Origin of the sequence: Paraburkholderia eburnea (genome assembly GCF_002917095.1) — a bacterium.
Lineage (GTDB): Bacteria > Pseudomonadota > Gammaproteobacteria > Burkholderiales > Burkholderiaceae > Paraburkholderia > Paraburkholderia eburnea.
This window is the reverse complement of the sequence record NZ_PQGA01000020.1, coordinates 1-16,725: the sequence shown is the minus strand read 5'-3', so window position 1 is coordinate 16,725 and position 16,725 is coordinate 1. Positions and strand designations below refer to the sequence as shown.

The 16,725-nt window shown below is 65.9% G+C and carries 11 protein-coding genes, 1 tRNA gene and 1 pseudogene; 8 read left to right on the top strand and 5 right to left on the bottom strand.

Annotation, left to right across the window (positions count from 1 at the left end):
* Nucleotides 1-28: 28 nt before the first annotated feature.
* Together B0G62_RS25615 and B0G62_RS25610 are read right to left on the bottom strand one after the other, a co-directional pair.
* Nucleotides 29-1,531: a type 1 glutamine amidotransferase gene (locus tag B0G62_RS25615; protein WP_103706986.1), complete on the bottom strand. Its 1,503-nt coding sequence runs from the start codon at nucleotides 1,529-1,531 to the stop codon at nucleotides 29-31.
* 168 nt (nucleotides 1,532-1,699) lie between these two features.
* Nucleotides 1,700-3,466, bottom strand: a complete 1,767-nt coding sequence (locus B0G62_RS25610) for a cation:proton antiporter (RefSeq protein WP_103706985.1) — start codon at nucleotides 3,464-3,466, stop codon at nucleotides 1,700-1,702.
* 201 nt (nucleotides 3,467-3,667) lie between these two features.
* On the opposite strand from B0G62_RS25610, the gene B0G62_RS25605 reads away from it, so the two are divergent.
* From B0G62_RS25605 to guaD, 5 genes are all read left to right on the top strand, one after another.
* Nucleotides 3,668-5,065, top strand: a complete 1,398-nt coding sequence (locus B0G62_RS25605; protein ID WP_103706984.1) for an amidase — start codon at nucleotides 3,668-3,670, stop codon at nucleotides 5,063-5,065.
* 191 nt (nucleotides 5,066-5,256) lie between these two features.
* A complete protein-coding gene (locus B0G62_RS25600; RefSeq protein ID WP_103706983.1) occupies nucleotides 5,257-5,787 on the top strand; it encodes a disulfide bond formation protein B in 531 nt (176 codons plus the stop codon).
* 476 nt (nucleotides 5,788-6,263) lie between these two features.
* Complete coding sequence (gene xdhC, locus B0G62_RS25595) at nucleotides 6,264-7,364, top strand: xanthine dehydrogenase accessory protein XdhC (protein WP_103706982.1); 1,101 nt, start codon at nucleotides 6,264-6,266, stop codon at nucleotides 7,362-7,364.
* Between the two features lie 29 nt (nucleotides 7,365-7,393).
* Nucleotides 7,394-8,449 carry an adenosine deaminase gene (locus B0G62_RS25590; RefSeq protein ID WP_103706981.1) on the top strand — a complete coding sequence of 352 codons (1,056 nt, stop codon included), beginning with the start codon at nucleotides 7,394-7,396 and terminating at the stop codon, nucleotides 8,447-8,449.
* Nucleotides 8,450-8,616: 167 nt separating this feature from the next.
* Complete coding sequence (gene guaD, locus B0G62_RS25585) at nucleotides 8,617-9,918, top strand: guanine deaminase (RefSeq protein ID WP_103706980.1); 1,302 nt, start codon at nucleotides 8,617-8,619, stop codon at nucleotides 9,916-9,918.
* 92 nt (nucleotides 9,919-10,010) lie between these two features.
* Here guaD and B0G62_RS25580 read toward each other — a convergent pair whose 3' ends face one another.
* Entirely contained in the window at nucleotides 10,011-10,703 is a 693-nt protein-coding gene (locus B0G62_RS25580) for a DUF4136 domain-containing protein (RefSeq protein ID WP_103706979.1), read from the bottom strand.
* A 416-nt stretch (nucleotides 10,704-11,119) separates the two neighbouring features.
* Here B0G62_RS25580 and pepN point away from each other — a divergent pair, with 416 nt between their 5' ends.
* The 3 genes from pepN to B0G62_RS25565 all read left to right on the top strand — a co-directional run bounded on the left by pepN (nucleotide 11,120) and on the right by B0G62_RS25565 (nucleotide 15,199).
* Nucleotides 11,120-13,810, top strand: coding sequence for an aminopeptidase N (gene pepN / locus B0G62_RS25575; protein ID WP_103706978.1), 2,691 nt, complete (start codon nucleotides 11,120-11,122; stop codon nucleotides 13,808-13,810).
* A 230-nt stretch (nucleotides 13,811-14,040) separates the two neighbouring features.
* Nucleotides 14,041-15,057 (top strand): class 1 fructose-bisphosphatase, encoded by a 1,017-nt coding sequence (locus B0G62_RS25570; protein WP_103706977.1) that lies wholly within the window; start codon nucleotides 14,041-14,043, stop codon nucleotides 15,055-15,057.
* Nucleotides 15,058-15,123: 66 nt separating this feature from the next.
* Nucleotides 15,124-15,199, top strand: a tRNA-Thr gene (locus B0G62_RS25565).
* 392 nt (nucleotides 15,200-15,591) lie between these two features.
* On the opposite strand, the gene B0G62_RS25560 is transcribed toward B0G62_RS25565, so the two are convergent.
* The gene (locus B0G62_RS25560) at nucleotides 15,592-15,840 is read right to left on the bottom strand and encodes a hypothetical protein (RefSeq protein ID WP_244193372.1); all 249 of its coding nucleotides are present in this window, start codon (nucleotides 15,838-15,840) and stop codon (nucleotides 15,592-15,594) included.
* Between the two features lie 20 nt (nucleotides 15,841-15,860).
* A pseudogene (locus B0G62_RS25555) lies at nucleotides 15,861-16,725 on the bottom strand (hypothetical protein); the annotation flags it as partial.

The following is a 16,725-nucleotide window of genomic DNA, read 5'->3' as shown; positions in this document are numbered from 1 at the left end:
AATGGCGGGAGAGGTGGCGTCTGGAACGTTAGAAGCGCGTCTCGCGCGCCGAACGCAGGAAGTTGTCGAGCAACGGCGTGCAGTCGAGCAGTTCAGGCCCACCCGCGCGATGGAATTCCGGATGCCATTGCACGCCGACCACGAACGGCGCGCGCCGGTAACGCACGGCTTCGATCAGGCCATCGCCCGCCGACACCGCCTCGACCGTCAGATCGCGGCCGAGCGTCTTCACCGCCTGGTGGTGGATCGAATTGACGATGGCTTCGCGCCGCCCCGGAAACATGCTCGCAAGCGACGAACCTTCCGGGAAGGTAATGGCGTGGCGGTGCTGGTCGTAGTGCTCGCTAACGTGCACGCTGGCCGTCGGCACATCGGTGGCGATATCCTGGTAAAGCGAGCCGCCGAACGCCACGTTGATGAGCTGGCAGCCCCGGCACACACCCAGCACCGGCTTGCCCGACTCGACGAATTCGTGCAGCAGTTCCAGCTCGTACATGTCGCGCACACGGTCGCCGGGCCATTCCGGGCGCGGCGAGACTTCCGCGTAGGTTTGCGGCGAGACATCGGCGCCGCCTTGCAGCAGCAGGCCGTCGAGGTGCTTTGCATAGTCGCGCAGACGAATATTGCTCGGATGCAGCATGCCCTGATGGCCGACCGTCGGAATCATGAAGACGATCACGTCGCGCGACATGACCCAGTGCGCGATCGACTCCTCGAGATACTGCAGCGTCTTGCCGCGCAGACCCTGGGCGCCTGGCTCGGGGTGAAAGATGCGCGCCGACACGCCGATGCGCAACGTGCGCTGCGTGATGCGCTGCCCCGCGCGGTCGAACAGCTGCCGCGCGCGCGCCGCGATGATACGGCCAAGCACCGACCACGCCGAATCGCTCGGACGCAGATAACGCGGGGGATCGGGCGGCAACGCGCCCGGCGGCGGCGGATTGTGCGCGCTGAAGTCCGGCGCCTGACCGAATCCCGCGGGGGCCGCGCCCGGACGCGGAGCGCCGCCCGTCTGCGGCGGCGTTGCCTGCGCGGCGGCGTCGGGCGTGGCCGGTTGGGCTTCTCCTGACGCGGGGGCGGGCACTTCGCGGCCAGCGTTGGCGGCGACTTCGATCGGCACCTGCGGTTTGCCTGCGCCCGTCGCGGCTGCCCTGGCGGCGGCTTCGGCGGCCTGACGCGCAACAGCGCGCTCGCTTTCCTCGCGGGCCTGAACGGCTTCGGATCCGGGAGCGGCTGACGCGGCGGGCGCGGGATTTGCCGTCAGCGGCTCTTCGTCGGTGCCACCGCCGGAGCTGTCGGCCCCTGCCGCATCGGGCGTGACGGTCGATGCGCTCTCCGGCGAGTCCGTCGATGCACGCTGCGCGGCCTCGCCGGACGCGCTCGACTGGCCAGCATGGGAAGTCGCGGAAGCAGAAGAAGGGGAAGCTGCGCCGGTATCCGTGGAAGTGCTGGAAGCACTGGATTCGCCGGATCCGGCGGGACGGCCTGCGCCGTCGGGAACCTCAGGGCGGTCGGTCTTGTTGTCGCTCATGACGTGGGGTCGGGCGCGCTACATCGTTGCAGGGCGCAAACGGATGAACAGGGTTTCGATTATGCGTCGCACCGCATGTCGCCGCCACCCATTTGCACAATTGCTCACATTCCGTCACCCTGGCCGCGCCTGCAATGCCACCCATCCGTCCTGCCTGCGTCGCCCTGACTACGAATCCTGACGCTCGTCGAAGGTCTCGCGCAGCGCGATCTGCATACTCGCGTGGATCTTCACGCACCAACGCCAGAACAGCATCGTGAGCAGCGCCGCGCACACCAGTACGCCGATCAAAAAGCCCGTGGGCGGCAGGATCGTGCCCGAGAGCGCGGCCACCAGCACGAACACGCCAACCATCGACACGGCCGGCACCAGTTCGGCGATCGCGTGGCGCAGCGCGCGCGTGAAGCGCCCCGCCTTCTCGGGCTGCACGCTCACTTCGGCCAGCAGCAGCGCGAGCGACTGGGTCTTGCGCCACACGGCGACGAGAAACGGCATCGCCAGCAGCAGCGCCGCGCTCCAGAGCACCACGCGCTGGATGCGCTCGTCGGGCACCCAGCTCGCGATGAACGGCGACGCATAGCGCGCGCCATACGACACGCCGATAAAAATCGCCGACACCAGCGCAAGATTCACGGCGATCTGCAGCACGATGCGCCGCGTGAGCGAAAAGAGCGTCGGGCCACCCTCGCCTTGCGAGCGCGGCATCAGACAGCGCAGCCACTGGCTGTACAGGCCGAACACGTTCGACACCGCCGGCGGCATCGCGCGCGCGAGACGCTGTGACAGCGGATCGGCGAAGCGGATCAGATAAGGCGTGGTGAGCGTCGTGATCGCCGAAACCGTCACCGCGATCGGATAAAGAAAGCCGCTCGTGACTTTCAGCGTGAGCCCGAGCGACGCGATGATGAAAGAGAACTCGCCGATCTGCGAAACCGTCATGCCCACGCGCATCGCCGTGCGGCCGTCGCGGCCCGCGAGAAAGGTGCCGAGGCCGCACGACACCAGCTTGCCGAACACCACCGCGAGCGAGATCACGGCGATCGGCCAGGCGTAATCGACCAGCACGAGCGGGTTGAGCATCAGGCCGATGGTCACGAAGAAGATGGCCGAAAACGCATCGCGCAGTGGCGCGACCAGGTGCTCGATGCGCTCCAGGTGCCGCGACTCGGCCATCACCGCGCCGATCAGGAAAGCGCCCAGCGCGATCGAATAATCGAGCTTCACCACCAGCAGGCAGAACGCAAAGCAGAAGCCGAGCACCGAAACCAGCAGCATCTCGTCGCTGCCCACGCGCGCCACGTAGCCAAGCACGCGCGGCACGACCAGGATGCCCGCCAGCAGCGAAACCAGCATGAAAAGCAGCAGCTTGCCGAGCGTGATGAGGGCGATGCCGGGCGACAGCTCGCCCGTCTGCGCGATGCCGCCGAGCAGCACCAGCATGGCGATGCCCAGAATATCCTCGACGATCAGGATGCCGAACACGAGCTGCGCGAACGGTTCGCGCTTGACGCCCAGATCCGAGAGCGCCTTGACGATGATGGTGGTCGAGGAAATCGCGAGAATCGCGCCGAGGAACAGCGAATCCATCGCGGCCCAGCCGAACGCGCGGCCGATCTCGTAGCCGAGCCAGAGCATCACCACGATTTCGGATAGGGCCGCGACGATGGCCGTCGCCCCCACCTGGAAGAGCTTGCGCAGGCTGAATTCGAGACCCAGTGAAAACATCAGGAACACCACGCCGAGTTCGCCCATCGTCTGGATGGTCTGCTCGTCGTGGATCAGCTGGAACGGCGGCGTGTACGGCCCGATGATGACGCCCGCCGCGATATAGCCGAGCACCACCGGCTGCTTCAGGCGATGAAACAGCACGGTGACGATCCCGGCGATCGCCATCACGACTGCCAGATCCTGAATAAAGCCGATTCCCTGATGCATAAGCTCAAATCCTTACAAAATGCTATCGAATAGCTGAATGTTACCCGATGATCCGGCCACGCCAAATCGTCCGCGCAAGAAAAATCCAGCGTTCTACAATGATGTGTCCCTCGCGGTGCGGCGCGCGCGGACCGCAAGTCTGTGAGCCGCGCGCCGCCCGCCGCCCGCGTTCAACGAACCGCCTTCGATTCCCTCGCCGCCATGACCTCCTGCGCCACACCCTCGCCCGGCTTTACGCCCTTCCCGCCACTCGCCCAACTGGCCGCCGATCTCGCCGCGGGCCGCACCACCAGCCGCGCCCTCGCCGAAACCGCGCTCGAACGCATCGAGGAACCCGGCGGCCAGGGCGCCACCGTCTTCACGCACGTCGATGCCGCGCGCGTGCGTGCCGCCGCCGACGCGCACGACCGCCTGCGCGCCGCGGGCACGGTGCTCTCGCCGCTCGCGGGCATTCCGGTCTCGGTCAAGGATCTGTTCGATGTGGCGGGCGAGGTCACGCGCGCGGGTTCCACGGCGCTCGCCCACGCGGCGCCCGCCAGCGCCGACGCCCCCGTGGTCGCGCGCCTGCGCCGGGCGGGCGCGGTGCTGGTGGGCCGCACCAACATGAGCGAATTCGCGTTTTCGGGCCTGGGCCTGAACCCGCACTACGGCACGCCGCTCTCGCCGTGGCAGCGCGGCGTGAAAGGCGACGAGCGCGTCGCGGGCGGCTCGTCGTCCGGCGCGGCGGCGTCCGTGGCGGACGGCATGGCCGCCGTCGCGCTCGGCACCGACACTGGCGGCTCGATCCGCATTCCCGCCGCGTTCTGCGGCCTGACCGGCTTCAAGCCCACCGCCGCGCGCATCCCGAAAGCGGGCGGCGTGCCGCTCTCCCCGACGCTCGATTCGTTTGGCCCGATCGGCAATACCGTGGCGTGCTGCGCGCTAGTCGATCGCATCCTTGCGGGCGAGGCGCCCCACGTGCCGGCCGTGCGCCATCTGGAAGGCGTGCGCATCGGCGTGCTGACGAACTACGTGACCGACGGCATCGACCCGGAAGTAGCCGACACCATCGACACCGCGCTCAAGCATCTGGACGCGGCGGGCGCGATCGTCAATGAAGTGCGCTTTTCCGCGTTCGAGCGCTTCGCCGACATCAACCGCATCGGCCTGTCGTCGATGGAAGCGTATGCGTGGCATCGCGCGCTCATCGCCGGGCATCGCGATCAGTACGATCCGCGCGTGCTCGTGCGCGTCCTCAAGGGCGAGTCCGCGAGCGCCGCCGATTATCTCGACCTGATTGCCGCGCGCGCCGCCGTGATGGAAGAGGCGCAGGCCGCGCTCTGGTCGCGCTTCGACGTCGTGATCGCGCCGACCGTGCCGATCGCGCCGCCCGCTGTCGCCCCGCTCGCCGCCGACGACGACGTCTTCGCGCGCACCAATGCGCTCGTGCTGCGCAACCCCAGCGCGTTCAACTTCCTCGACGCCTGCGCGCTCTCGCTGCCGGTGCACCGCCATGGCGCCGCGCCGGTCGGGCTGATGCTCGCCGCCGCGCCGTACGCCGACGACGCGCTGCTCGCGATCGGGCGCGGCGTCGAAGCCGTGCTCGCCCCGCTGCGCTGAGCGCTTGAGCTGCGTCCCGGGCGTCGGCCAGGGTGCCGCGCGCGAGGCGCAAGAGCCGCAAGAGGCGCACGAGATCCAGGCGCCGCCGTGCGCTTTCTCGCTGCGCCCGGCCTTCGCGCTAGAATCCGGTCACGCCGTTGCAGCCGCCCTCCAGAGCGCCGCTGCGCCTCCAACCCGAAAATACCAACCACATGAACGACGATAACGCGCTGTTGCGCCGCGAGCGCAGCCTGCTGGTCCTGCTCGGCATCATCTGTCTCGCGCTGCTGGGCGGCGCGCTCTATATGCAGTACGCCGAGCGCCAGGATCCGTGTCCGCTGTGCATTCTCACGCGCTACTTCTTTATTCTGATCGCCGTCTTCGCCTTCCTCGGCGCGCGCTTCACGAGCTGGCGCGGCGTGCGCGCGCTCGAAGGGCTGATCGTGATTTCGGCGGTGGGCGGCATCGTCGCCTCGGCGCGCCTCGCCTGGGTGCAGGCGTTCCCGAGCTTCAGCTGCGGCTTCGACACCCTGCAGCCCATCGTGGACGCCCTGCCGCCCGCGCACTGGCTGCCCGGCGTCTTCAAGGTGCAAGGCCTGTGCGAAACCACCTATCCGCCGATCCTCGGCCTCACTCTGCCGATCTGGTCCGTGCTGGCGTTTGTCGTCGTGTTTCTCGCCGTGATCGCGAGCCTGTGGCGCAACCGCCGCCGTCAGGTGTCGTGGCCCGGCATCCGCCGTTAAATCGCGCGGGTCGTCGCCCCCTTTTTTTCTGCGCCGCTCCGTCAGCGGGCGGCGCGCCCTTCCTCCGTCGTTGTGGGATTTCTCTTCCGAAAGGGCCAGATGGTTCATCGTCCGGTCATGGGCGCCGTCACATAACGCCCATTATTCACAGGGAATAGTTTCCTGGCGCCGTCAGTGCTACATTCGCAACTGGATGGCGATCTACGTGCGCGAGGCCGGCTTGGGCTTTGCCCCCGGCTCCCTGCGTAACGCGCGCCTGATCCGCAATGTCTCCTGGGTTTCACATGACAACGCAAACCATCCGATCCGTCCTTCGTGGCGCCGTGCATGAATGGCATGACGCGCCCTTCGCCTGCCGCAGCAAACCGCTTGCGTGCGCGCCCGCTCACGTCCCGGCTGTCTCCGCCGCAAACCAGCGTGTGCCCGGCGCGGCGGGCGCGTGCGCCTCGTCGGCCGCAGCGTAGGAGGACCGCCCGATGCAAGCCTGGGTCACCGATCTTCAGCAACTGCTCGCGCACGGCGACGCCGCCGTGCTCGTCACGGTCGCGCGCGCCGAGGGTTCGGTGCCGCGCGAGGCCGGCACGAAGATGATCGTCACGCGCGAGGCCGCGCGCCACACCATCGGCGGCGGGCATCTCGAATGGAAGGCCATCGAAATCGCGCGCCAGGTGCTGCGCGACGGCATGCGGATGTCGCACGCGCGGCGTCTGGAGCGCCTGGCGCTGGGCCCGAGCCTCGGCCAGTGTTGCGGCGGCGCGGTCGTGCTCGCGTTCGAGCGGCTCGATGTGGCCGATCTCGGCTGGCTCGCCACGCTGTCGCGCCGGCTTGCGGCAGGCGCATCGACCGTTCGTAGCGTATCATTCCGCTCCTCGCGCAATGGGGCCGCTTCAACCGCCACGATCGCCGCCGATCCGGATGCGAGCGCCGTCATGCTCTCGGAACCGGAGCCGGGCGTCGATTCGCCGGACTGCCTGCTCTGGGACACCGGTAGCAGCGGCGCAAGCAACGCGGAAACCACGCTGCTGCTCACCGAAACGATCGCGCCCAACGATTTTCCCGTCGTGCTGTTCGGCGCGGGCCAGGTGGGCGCGGCGCTCGTGCGCGTGCTCGGCACCTTGCCCTGCCGGGTGCGCTGGGTCGACGCCCGCGACGCCGCGTTTCCCTCGCCGGAAGCGTTCGCGGCGCTTGGCGCGGCCAATGTCGCGATCGACGCCAGCGATGCACCCGACGATGCCGTCGAGGCAGCGCCGCCCGGCGCCAGCTTCATCGTGATGACGCACGATCACGCGCACGACCTCGATCTCGCCGAACGCATCCTGCGCCGCGGCGACTTCGTGTTCTTCGGCATGATCGGCTCGCACAGCAAGCGCAAGCAGTTCGAGGAGCGCCTGGCCGCGCGCGGCATCGACCCGATGCAGATCGCGCGCATGAACTGCCCGCTCGGCGTGGACGGCATCGTCGACAAGTCGCCCGAAGTGATCGCGATATCGGCCGCCGCCCAGTTGCTGCAGACGATCGAGGCCGCCGCGCACGCCCATGCGCCGGCCGCCCTGCCTCATTTGCCCCATTGCGCGTGACGTCCCACGAACACTTGACCGACCCGATCATGACCATCACGACCCACGCTAATCCACTCGTCCAGAAAGCCTTCGGCGCGCCCAAGTCCGAGTTGCATATCCATATCGAAGGCTCGCTGGAGCCCGAGCTGATTTTCGCGCTCGCCCAGCGCAACAACGTCAAGCTCGCCTACGAGTCGATCGAAGCGCTGCGCGCGGCCTACGCGTTCACCGACCTGCAGTCCTTCCTCGACATCTACTATGCGGGCGCGAGCGTGCTGCTGCACGAGCAGGACTTCTACGACATGACGATGGCGTACTGCGAGCGCGCGCTCGCGGACAACGTCGTGCACGCCGAAATTTTCTTCGATCCGCAGACGCACACGGAGCGCGGCGTGTCGATCGACACCGTGGTCGCGGGCATCGACCGGGCGCTCGCCGACGCCGAAAAGCGCGGCCTCACGAGCAAGCTGATCCTGTGCTTTCTGCGCCATCTGAGCGAAGCCGATGCGCTCGCCACGTGGGACGCCGCGCTGCCGCTGTTCGAGCGCTACCCGCGCATGATCGGCGTGGGTCTCGATTCGTCCGAGCGCGGCCATCCGCCCTCGAAGTTCGAGCGCGTGTTCGAACAAGCGCGTGCCAAGGGCCTGAAGCTCGTCGCGCATGCAGGCGAGGAAGGCCCGCCCGCGTATATCTACGAAGCGCTCGATCTGCTCAAGGTCGATCGCGTCGATCACGGCGTACGCAGCATCGAGGACCCGGCGCTCGTCACGCGTCTGGCGGACTCGCGCGTCGCGCTGACCGTCTGCCCGCTCTCGAACACCAAGCTCTGCGTGTTCGACGACATGACCCAGCACACGCTCAAGCAGTTGCTCGACCACGGCGTCGCCGTGACCATCAATTCCGATGATCCGGCCTACTTCGGCGGCTACGTCAACGAGAACTACAGCGCGATCGTCGAAGCGCTCAAGCTCGACGACAAAGAGGTGTACACGCTCCTGCGCAATGGCTTCGAGGCGTCGTTCGTGACGCCAGTGGAGCGCGCCGCGCTGGTGGCGAAGCTCGACCAATACTGGACGCAGGACGGGAGCAGCGCTGTGGCCTGACCCGCGCAGAACGTTTCAGCCCGGGCAATACCCTCCTCCAGGGCCCCGCGCGCACGCGCCGGGCCGGGGGGCCGCTCGCGCCCATTTTTTGCGCGCCGCCTGTTCAGGAGCGGCGCGCGCAAGCATCCTGCGCCCGCATACCTGAATTTTTCGGAGACGATGTTCCCATGACTCAATCGGCTTTTCGCGCACAACTTCTGACGTTCACCGGCGACCCCGCGCAATCGCCCGATGCGGCGCAGTTCCATGAAGACGGCGTCGTGATCGTCGAGGACGGCCGCGTGGCGGCGTCCGGCGCCTGGTCGGCGCTCAAGGACCGCGTGAGCGAAGGCGCAAAGGTGCACGACCTGCGCGACAAGCTGATCGTGCCGGGCTTCATCGACACGCACATCCACTACCCGCAGACCGACATGATCGCGTCGCCCGCGCCGGGCCTGCTGCCGTGGCTGGAGACCTACACCTTCCCGACCGAGCGCGGCTTCGAGAACGAGGCCGTCGCGCAGGACACGGCGCAATTCTTCGTCGACGAACTGCTCAGGAGCGGCACGACCACCGCGCTCGTCTATTGCACGGTGCACAAGCAGTCGGCCGATGCGCTCTTCACGGCGAGCGAGGCAAAAAATCTGCGCATGGTCGCGGGCAAGGTGCTGATGGACCGTCACTGCCCCGAATTCCTGCGCGACACGCCGCAAACCGGCTACGACGACAGCGCGGAGCTGATCGGCCGCTGGCACAACAAGGGCCGCCAGATGTACGCGCTCACGCCGCGCTTCGCGCCGACCTCGACCGAGGCACAGCTCGAAGCCTGCGAGGCGCTCGCGAAGGCGCACGGCGACATCTTCATCCAGAGCCACGTCGCCGAAAATCCCGACGAGGTGAAGTGGGTCAAGGAATTGTTCCCGCGTCAGCGCAGCTATCTGGACGTCTACGATCGTTACGGACTCCTGCGCCGTCGCGCGGTGTACGGCCACTGCATCTGGCTCGACGATGAAGACCGCCAGCGCATGGCCGCCACCGGCGCGGTCGCGGCGCACTGTCCGACGTCGAACCTGTTCCTCGGCAGCGGGTTGTTCGACTTCGACAAGGCCAACGCGTCGCAGATGCCCGTGACGCTGGCGACCGACGTGGGCGGCGGCACGTCGTTCTCGATGCTGCAGACCATGAACGAGGCGCACAAGGTCGCGCGCATGGGCGGCCATCATCTGACCGCCACGCGCATGTTCTGGCTCGCGACGGCGGGCGCCGCCGAGGCGCTCGATCTCGCCGACACGGTCGGCACGCTCGCGCCGCAGACCGAAGCCGACTTCGTCGTGCTCGATCCGCAGGCCACGCCGCTGCTCGCGCGCCGCACCGCGCGCGCCGAATCGCTCGAAGAACTGCTGTTCGCGTTCGCGCTGCTGGGCGACGACCGCGCCGTGTTCGAGACCTATGCGGCAGGCGCGCGCGTGCACAGCCGGGAAACCGTGTAAGCCCGCTCATACGAGCGTCTCCCCCAAAGCAAAGCGCGCCGGACCTTCGGGTCCGGCGCGCTTTTTTTTGCTTTTTTTCCCTTATTGGCGACTTACTTCGCGGGTGCGGCAGCAGATGCCGCCGGAGGCATCGCGGCCGCCGGAGCAGCCGGCGCTTCGTTCGGCGCCCCGCCGTTCTTGTCGAGCGGCAGCTTGACCTGCGTGACGGTGCCGTTCTGCAACGGGAAGTTGGCGAGCGCGCTGCGCACCAGGTACGGCATCACCCGCACGAGCGAGGGATCGTCGCCCGAGGCGCGCGCGGAAACGTTATACAACTCCTTGCCCGACGCCTTGTCCGTGATGCGGATCGCCAGCACGTGCGAATAGACGGGATAGCTCTGGTTCACATAGGCCGGACCATACGGACCCCAAGGGCCCCACGGATTGAACGGCCCCCAGTACGGACCCGGCCAGGGGTTGTAGAACACGGGCTGGGCAACCGTCACCGTATCCATGCGGCTGCCGTAGGCGAGACCGACGAGATAGTGTGCCTGCGGCAGCGGCACCTGATGGAACGCCTGGGTCGCGAGACCATCGGCGACCAGATTCTCATAGGTCGATTGTTCGATGCTGTGCTGCTGGTCGGGGTTGCGCGTGAACGCAAAGGTGCGCGTGGCGTCGCTGCCGCCTTCCCACGCGGAGAACGCCGTCACCTGGCTCGTTACGTAGGTAGTGCAGCCGGACAGCGTCACGGCGAGCGCGGCCAGCATCAGCAGGGCGCGGCGGGTCCATCGATCGGGCATCATGGTCTTCTCTTGCAGTCTTGCCAGTGGTTGTGAAAGCGCAGTCGTGGGGCCGCTCCTTCCGGTACCTATCCGGTACGAATCTGCCACGGCGTTTATTCCGTCGGATGGGCGTCGCCCTGTGATTTTGCAGCGAATCTTTTGTGCTCCGAACGGCTTCGCAGGCACGCGTGATGCGGTGCGGGCGACGCGGCAGGTCCGATCATACTGACTCGCGCGACGACGCGAAAGTTCGGCTCACCGGCGCCCCCCTGGCTGACGCCGCCCCATCTCCCGCTGCCGCCCTCCGGACAAGCCGCCCGAGCCTTTGTACAATGGGACGGCCGGCCGCCTTCGGCACAGCACGAGCAGGCGGCCACCTGAATCGACTGACGCCCGATCCCACGAACCGACGACCCGACGTTTCCCCGCACGAGACCATGTCCGATACCGCCACGCCTACCGTGATCCGCCGCGAAGACTACGCGCCGCCCGCCTTCCTGATCGATACCGTCGATCTCGAATTCGATCTCGTGCCCGAGCGCACCATCGTCAAGAGCACGCTTGCCGTGCGCCGCAACCCCGATGCGAACCACGCAACCCATCTCGAACTGATGGGCGAGCAACTGGAGTTCATCTCCGCGACCATCGACGGCCAGCCCTGGGAACAGGTGCGCGCGCACGACCATGGCCTGACGGTCGAAAACGTGCCGGATACCTTCACGCTCACGCTCACGGGCGCATGCGACCCGGCGGCGAACACCACGCTCTCCGGCCTCTATGTGTCGAGCGGCAACTTCTTCACGCAATGCGAAGCCGAGGGCTTTCGCCGCATCACCTGGTTCCTCGACCGCCCGGACGTGATGTCCACCTACACGGTGACGCTGCGCGCGGACAAGATCTCGTACCCCGTGCTGCTCTCGAACGGCAACCTGATCGCCGAAGGCGACCTGCCCGATGGCCGTCACTATGCGAAGTGGGAAGACCCGTTCCGCAAGCCGAGCTATTTGTTCGCGCTGGTCGCGGGCAAGCTGGTCGCGCTGGAAGAGCGCATCCAGTCCGGTTCGGGCAAGGAAAAGCTGCTGCAGGTGTGGGTCGAGCCGCACGATCTGGACAAGACGCGCCACGCGATGGATTCGCTGATCCACTCGATCCGCTGGGACGAAGCGCGCTTTGGCCTCGAACTCGATCTGGACCGCTTCATGATCGTCGCCGTGAGCGACTTCAACATGGGCGCGATGGAAAACAAGGGGCTCAACATCTTCAACACGAAGTACGTGCTGGCGAACCCCGAAACGGCCACCGACGTCGACTTCGCCAACATCGAAGCCGTGGTCGGCCACGAGTACTTTCACAACTGGACCGGCAACCGCGTGACCTGCCGCGACTGGTTCCAGCTGAGCCTGAAGGAAGGGCTGACGGTATTCCGCGACCAGGAGTTCTCGGCGGCGATGTCGGGCGGCGACGAAAACGAAGCCGCGCGCGCGACCAAGCGTATCGAGGACGTGCGCGTGCTGCGCCAGATGCAGTTCGCCGAGGACGCGGGCCCGATGGCGCATCCGGTGCGCCCCGAGAGCTACGTCGAGATCAACAACTTCTACACGATGACCGTGTATGAGAAAGGCTCGGAAGTCGTGCGGATGTATCAGACGCTGTTTGGCCGCGACGGCTTCCGCAAGGGCATGGACCTGTACTTCCAGCGCCACGACGGCCAGGCCGTGACCTGCGACGATTTCCGCCGCGCGATGGCCGACGCCAATGGCCGCGACCTCGCGCAATTCGAGCGCTGGTACAGCCAGGCGGGCACGCCGCGCGTGAGCGTGACTACACACTACGACGCCGCCGCGAAGCGCTATAGCGTGACGCTTTCGCAAGGCTATGCGAACAGCTCGCCTGCCGCGCGCGAAACGCAAAAGGGGCCGCTGCTGATTCCGTTCGCGATCGGTTTGATCGGCCCGGACGGTCAGGATCTGCCGCTCAAGCTCGAAGGCGAAAGCGCCTTCGGCGCGACGACGCGCGTGCTCGAAGTCACCGAAACGCAGCAGACCTTCACCTTCGTCGATGTCGCGGCGAAGCCCCTGCCCTCGCTGCTGCGCAACTTCTCGGCGCCGGTGATCGTCGAGTACGACTACGGCAACGATGAACTCGCCTTCCTGCTCGCGCACGACAGCGATCCGTTCAACCGCTGGGAAGCCGGTCAGCGTCTGGCCACGCGCGAACTGCTCGCGCTGGCCGCGCGCGCCTCGGCGGGTCAGCCGCTCGAAGCCAACGACGCGCTCGTGCAGGCCTTCAGCCGCGTGCTGACCGACCCGTCGCTGTCGCCGTCGTTCCGCGAACTCGCGTTGATGCTGCCGTCGGAAACCTATCTCGCCGAACAGATGGCCGAATCGGACCCGGCCGCCGTGCACGCCGCGCGCCAGTTCGTGCGCAAGCGCCTGGCCACGGCGCTCAAGGCCGAATGGCTCGCGGCCTATCAGGCCAATCTGACGCCCGGAGTCTATGAGCCGACGCCGGAAGCGGCGGGCCATCGCGGCCTGAAGAATCTCGCGCTTTCGTACCTCAGCGAACTCGACGACCCCGCCGACGCCGTGCGCCTCGCCACGGCCCAGTACGATGCCGCCAACAACATGACCGACCGCGCGGCGGCGCTGTCGGCGCTGATGAACGCTTCGGCGGCCACGGGCGCCGGTTACGCGAAAAAGGCGCTCGAAGACTTCTATGCGCGTTTCGAGCAAGAACCGCTCGTCATCGACAAGTGGTTCTCGCTGCAGGCGACCCAGCGCGGCACCAGCCAGCGCCCGGTGATCGAGACCGTGCGCGCGCTGATGCGCCATCCGGCCTTCAATCTGAAGAATCCGAACCGCGCGCGCTCGCTGATCTTCAGCTTCTGCGCGGCCAACCCGGCGCAATTCCACGCCGCCGACGGCTCGGGCTACGCGTTCTGGGCGGAACAGGTGATCGCGCTCGACGCCATCAATCCGCAGGTTGCCGCGCGACTGGCCCGCAATCTCGAATTGTGGCGCCGCTTCACGCCGACGCTGCGCGACGCCATGCGCGCCGCGCTCGAACAGGTCGCCGCGCGCGTGAAGTCGCGCGACGTGCGCGAGATCGTGGAAAAAGCCCTGGCCTGACGCTTTAGATACGTCACGACAAGCCGGCCTTGCGAACGTCGCAGGGCCGGCTTTTTTTCGCGCTATTTTTCGCGTTTTTTTCGCGCTTTTTACGATTACTTTTGTCCGCCACGATCCCTGCCCGGCGCGCCAGGCCGTGCGCCTACGGCATTTTTACGGCGTTGCGCACCGGGCAGTCACAGCCCAGCGGGTAGAATTGCGCTATTCCCCAAGCTCCCCGGAGTACTGCAATGGCTTTGCAACGTCGTACCACTCTCACGAAATACCTGATCGAGCAGCAGCGCGAACACAAGAACCTGCCCGCCGATCTGCGTCTGTTGATCGAAGTCGTCGCGCGCGCCTGCAAGGCGATCAGCTTCAACGTCAGCAAGGGCGCGCTCGGCGATGCGCTCGGCACTGCAGGCAGCGAGAACGTTCAGGGCGAAGTGCAGAAGAACCTCGACATCCTGTCGAACGAAATCCTGCTCGACGCCAACGAATGGGGCGGCAACCTCGCGGCCATGGCCTCCGAGGAAATGGAAACCTTCTTCCCGATCCCGGCCAACTACCCGAAGGGCGAATACCTGCTCGTGTTCGACCCGCTCGACGGCTCGTCGAACATCGACGTGAACGTGTCGATCGGCACGATCTTTTCGGTGCTGCGCTGCCCGGACGGCAAGCAGGCCACCGAGGAATCGTTCCTGCAGCCCGGCACGCAGCAAGTCGCGGCAGGCTACGCCGTGTACGGCCCGCAGACCGTGCTCGTGCTGACGACCGGCAACGGCGTGAACTGCTTCACGCTCGATCGCGAACTCGGTTCGTGGGTGCTCACGCAGAGCAACATGCGCATCCCGGAAGACACGCGCGAATACGCGATCAATGCCTCGAACGCCCGTCACTGGTACGAGCCGGTCCAGAAGTACGTCGGCGAGCTGAACGACGGCAAGGATGGCCCGCGCGGCGAGAACTTCAACATGCGCTGGATCGCCTCGATGGTCGCGGACGTGCACCGTATCCTGAATCGCGGCGGCATCTTCATGTATCCGGCCGACAAGCGCGATCCGTCGAAGCCGGGCAAGCTGCGCCTGATGTACGAGGCCAATCCGATGTCGTTCATTGTCGAGCAGGCGGGCGGCGTGGCGACCAACGGCGAAGATCGCATTCTCGACATCCAGCCGACGAGCCTGCATGAGCGCGTCGCGGTGTTCCTCGGCTCGAAGAACGAGGTCGAGCGCGTCACGCGTTATCACCACGAAGCAAAAAAATAAAAAAGATGAAGAAAGGGCTTGCATTCTTCGAGCCACTTTTCTATAATCTTTCTTCTGTGATGTGACGCCGGAATAGCTCAGACGGTAGAGCAGCGCATTCGTAATGCGAAGGTCGGGGGTTCGATTCCTCTTTCCGGCACCACCAAGTTTCAACAAAAAGCCCAGTCAAAGACTGGGCTTTTTGCTTTGTGCGGCCATGTAAGCGCTGTACAGCGCCAATTCGGGAACACTGCCCCACTCCCCGGTTGAAGCTACGCATCGTGGTTTCCCCACGCGTGACTCTTCGCGCTCCGTTGCGCACATGGCTATCGCTTCGCATGTCACCTCGGCAAGCATACGATCACGAACAGGGTTGAAGCTACCTATCACCGCGCGGGCCTTCTGGAGCAGCGCCGCCCGATGATGGAAAAATGGGTGGGTTATGTTTGCTCACAGGTTTGTTCACAGCGGTAACAGCGGCACGTTCGATTTGCCCAATACAAAAAACCGACTATCCATAGGTCGGCTGAGTGTAGGGTCGGGAAGGTCAGCGCGTCAGTGTGCCGGCGGTGTTTCTTGATGCTGCGTCACTGTGACGTATTGCTTAAGTTCTGGCTGATTGATGGCAAGTAGCAAAAGGGCTGCACCACCTAGTTGCCTGGCGAATTCATCATCGAGTGTGAACGAACGATCCTCAAGAGACCACGGCATAACAAGCGCCCGCTCTTTCAATGCCGCCACCATGTCTCTGTCCACTGTGCATGTCTCAATCTGCTGCCCCTCTTCGTCGTAGGTAATCAGCACACATCTCGGTCCTCTTTTGCTCATCCCAATCCCCTTAAGCAGCTTGCATAGCGGTTCATTGCACGCTCCTTGCATATGCCCCAAGAAGACCGATTCATCGCAGCGTAAGCGCTACACTCGGCCATGTCTGCTTCATATTGCATTTCGCATTCCGCTTCCTCTGCTGGAGTAAGGAATACCCCTGCATCTTGTTCAACGTCACCGACCGCGGCTTCTGGATCATCGCCAAGTCGGAACGGTTGCGCATCACCAAGCGGGGCTGAACCGCCGCCGCTATCATCAAGCAAATCGGCTTCGCCCGTGTCGGCGCAGCCCGAATCATTGTCACCGCCACCGATCAAAGCACCCGCCGCCGACTCAACGAAGCCGGGCAAACCAAAACCGTCGTCAGCCGTGGCAGGGAGACCCAAGGCAGGCCGGGGGGCGAGCGTCGCATTCACGACACTGCCCCCTGAGTCCAGTGCGGGAAGCTCACCATTGGCCCGCCGCAGCGCGTCAAATTCCCAGGCATTCAAGACCTTGGGCGCGTATCCGTAACCGCCGCTGCCAACCGGGGCAGCCCAGCGCTGCGGCGCGGCGTTCGGCTGGGCTACGCGCGGCAGGCCCCGATATTCGCGGTTCACAACCGGCACGAGCCGACCGGATGCCACCGCGTCTCTGAGTATTTTCTTGACCACCGCGTTGTCGCTCGGCAGGTTCCAGTGCGCCAGGTTCAAACTGTCGCGGACAAACACCTGAACATCGCGCAGCGCCTTTTCGCCGGTAATCGTGCGTAAGTCCCAGTTCGGGCGGAAATGTCGGACAAACGCCGCCGTATCGTCCGCGAGTTGCCTGAGCCGGTCCTTTTCCCACAGCTCGCCCTTGTCCACTTCGCTCAAGGGCCGC

What these genes read in the sequence shown, in the direction of transcription:
- pepN (WP_103706978.1), top strand. Translation starts at nt 11,120, where the DNA reads ATGTCCGATACCGCCACGCCTACCGTGATCCGCCGCGAAGACTACGCG.
- B0G62_RS25600 (WP_103706983.1), top strand. Translation starts at nt 5,257, where the DNA reads ATGAACGACGATAACGCGCTGTTGCGCCGCGAGCGCAGCCTGCTGGTC.
- B0G62_RS25570 (WP_103706977.1), top strand. Translation starts at nt 14,041, where the DNA reads ATGGCTTTGCAACGTCGTACCACTCTCACGAAATACCTGATCGAGCAG.
- guaD (WP_103706980.1), top strand. Translation starts at nt 8,617, where the DNA reads ATGACTCAATCGGCTTTTCGCGCACAACTTCTGACGTTCACCGGCGAC.
- B0G62_RS25580 (WP_103706979.1), bottom strand. Translation starts at nt 10,703, where the DNA reads ATGATGCCCGATCGATGGACCCGCCGCGCCCTGCTGATGCTGGCCGCG.
- B0G62_RS25590 (WP_103706981.1), top strand. Translation starts at nt 7,394, where the DNA reads ATGACCATCACGACCCACGCTAATCCACTCGTCCAGAAAGCCTTCGGC.
- B0G62_RS25610 (WP_103706985.1), bottom strand. Translation starts at nt 3,466, where the DNA reads ATGCATCAGGGAATCGGCTTTATTCAGGATCTGGCAGTCGTGATGGCG.
- B0G62_RS25615 (WP_103706986.1), bottom strand. Translation starts at nt 1,531, where the DNA reads ATGAGCGACAACAAGACCGACCGCCCTGAGGTTCCCGACGGCGCAGGC.
- xdhC (WP_103706982.1), top strand. Translation starts at nt 6,264, where the DNA reads ATGCAAGCCTGGGTCACCGATCTTCAGCAACTGCTCGCGCACGGCGAC.
- B0G62_RS25605 (WP_103706984.1), top strand. Translation starts at nt 3,668, where the DNA reads ATGACCTCCTGCGCCACACCCTCGCCCGGCTTTACGCCCTTCCCGCCA.